Source organism: Streptomyces sp. M-16 (assembly GCF_052114405.1).
Lineage (GTDB): Bacteria > Actinomycetota > Actinomycetes > Streptomycetales > Streptomycetaceae > Streptomyces.
This window is the reverse complement of sequence record NZ_JBFRER010000273.1, coordinates 1-2,321: the sequence shown is the minus strand read 5'-3', so window position 1 is coordinate 2,321 and position 2,321 is coordinate 1. Positions and strand designations below refer to the sequence as shown.

Here is a 2,321-nt window from a genome sequence, read left to right as displayed (position 1 = left end):
GCACTCTTCAGCAACAAATCAGCGCCGAACTTCAGAACACGAACCGTGCCACCACAAACCACCAGGTCACAGCACACGACACCTACTGAAAACTCAACGCCGAACCACTGAACAACCAACGCCGAGCATCACCCAGGCCATCGTCTCGGCCTTTCCGTAGCGGGTGGTGTCCGTGGCGGTGGTGACGTCGGGCTGGTGCCAGCTGTCGGGCTTACTGAAGGTGAGGACGCCGCCGTGCCGGCGGGGCCGCCCGCCCTTCGGTCCCGAGCGGGCGGGGCCCGGGTCGCGGAGCATGACGCGGTCCGAGCGCAGTCGTCCGAGCAGCACGACGGGCAGGTCCCGCAGGGAGTGGGAGAGGTAGGTGACGTCGTAGCCGGCGTCCATCACGATCAGGATCTCGGGTCGCCCGGCTTCCAGTGCCCCGTGTCGGCCAGGCGTTCCACGACCTCGCGGAGCTGGGCGGCGGTGACCAGTGTCGCGTCGTCCGCGGGTCCGAGCCGCAGGGCGTCCAGCAGTCTGCACCAGGAGGTGCGGCCTGTTTCCAGGGCGGCGACGAAGGAGTAGGGCCAGCCCGGGATGAACTGGTCCGTCTTGCGGTCGCCACGTCCGTAGACGTGGCAGAACAGCCGGTCCTCGCTGGTGGGAGCGTCGGGGCGGAGCCAGTTGCTCACGTCCACGGCCAGTACGATCCGCCCGTCGGCCGTCTTCGGCAGCGGTAGCCCGGCCAGAGCGCGTCGCAGACGCGTCGGTTCGATCCAGCCCCGGTCCAGCCCCGCGTACAAGGCGCCGTGTCCGCGCCGGTGCTCGGCCGTCAGTGACAGTTCGACCAGGGTGTTCACCGGCCCGTCCGCACACAGCACCGCGTCGGTGAGCTCGAAGAGCGCGTCAGCCCGGGCATACAGGCAGTCGTAGAACTCGACACGAAAGCGGGACAACACATCCAATGCCTCGCGTCCGGACACGTCGGCAGACAGACTCATACACAGCGGCCGTTCTCTGGTACTTCGTGACTCGACATCTCGAAGCGTGGAGAACGGCCGCCTCCGCCGTCCCGGGAAACACCGCAGATCAGCAGGTCGGGTGACGAGCGAGGTTAAACGTCAAGCTGAGTGCCTGTGTCTGAACCCCGCCCGGGCGTACGACGTCTGGCACGCACGCTGATCCGAACGTGGATTCAGACGCAGGCCGTGACCGGCAGAGGATCTTGCGTTCGGTAAAGTTCCGCGTGCGTCGGGCAGGTGCCGCCGGGCGGGCCGAAAACGACCGTAGGGGAATCGAGTTGGACACCGTCTTTCATCCGCTGGAGGGCAACGACCCGCGGTCCGTGGCCGGATACCACATCGTGGCCAGGCTCGGCGCAGGCGGCATGGGCAAGGTGTACCTCTCGTACACTCCGGGCGGACGGCCCGTCGCGATCAAGGTGATCCGGCCGGAGTTCGGCGAAGACGCCGAGTTCCGCCGCCGCTTCCAGCAAGAGGTGCGGGCCGCCGCGCGCGTGCAGGGGCTGTACACCGCGCCGGTGATCGACTCCGACACCGAGGGCCGCCACCCCTGGCTTGCCACGGCCTACGTCCCCGGGCCCTCCCTGGCCGACGCCGTGCAGCGGCACGGCGGGCTGCCCGTGCCCACCGTGCTGCTCCTGGTCGCGGGCATCGCCGAGGCCCTGCAGGTCATCCACGGGGCCGGCATCGTCCACCGCGACCTCAAGCCGTCCAACGTGCTACTCGCGGGCGACGGGCCCCGCGTCATCGACTTCGGCATCGCGCGGGCCGCCGACGCGACCGCCCTCACCGGCAGCGGCGTCACCATCGGCACCCCGACCTTCATGGCACCCGAACAGGCTGCGGGCGATGCGGTCACCCCGGCCACCGACATCTTCGCGCTCGGCCAGGTCGCAGCGTACGCGGCGACCGGCCTGCCCGCGTTCGGCGAGGGCACCTCGCACGGGGTGCTCTACCGCATCGTCCACGAGCAGCCCGACCTCACCCGACTCCCGCCCCAGCTCCAAAAGTTGGTGGCCCACTGCCTCGCCAAGGAGTCGGCGGCCAGGCCCTCGGTCGACGAGGTTCTCGCGCTGTGCCGGGCCGCCAACGGCGACGCGCCACTGCGCCGCCCCGAGGTCTGGCTGCCCGGCGCGGTCGCCGCCGACATCACGCTGCGCGCGGCGGCGCCCGCACCACCCGAGGTGACCCGGGTTCCGGCGGCCCCGGCACCGGCGCCGCCCGGCCACGAGCCGACGGTGACCGCCGCGCCCGCCGCGCCGCCCGCCGGCCAGGGCGCGTACGGACCGCAGACGCCGCCCCCTTCGGGCCCCTATGCCC

The 2,321-nt window shown here is 70.8% G+C and carries 1 protein-coding gene and 1 pseudogene; one reads left to right on the top strand and one right to left on the bottom strand.

All coding sequences use genetic code 11. The features are described from left to right. Positions 1-93 precede the first annotated feature (93 nt). Positions 94-980, bottom strand: a pseudogene (locus AB4039_RS42015) (transposase). A 299-nt stretch (positions 981-1,279) separates the two neighbouring features. Here AB4039_RS42015 and AB4039_RS42010 point away from each other — a divergent pair. Continuing rightward, on the top strand, positions 1,280-2,321 hold a 1,042-nt coding region (locus AB4039_RS42010), incomplete at its 3' end, for a serine/threonine-protein kinase (protein WP_442273281.1).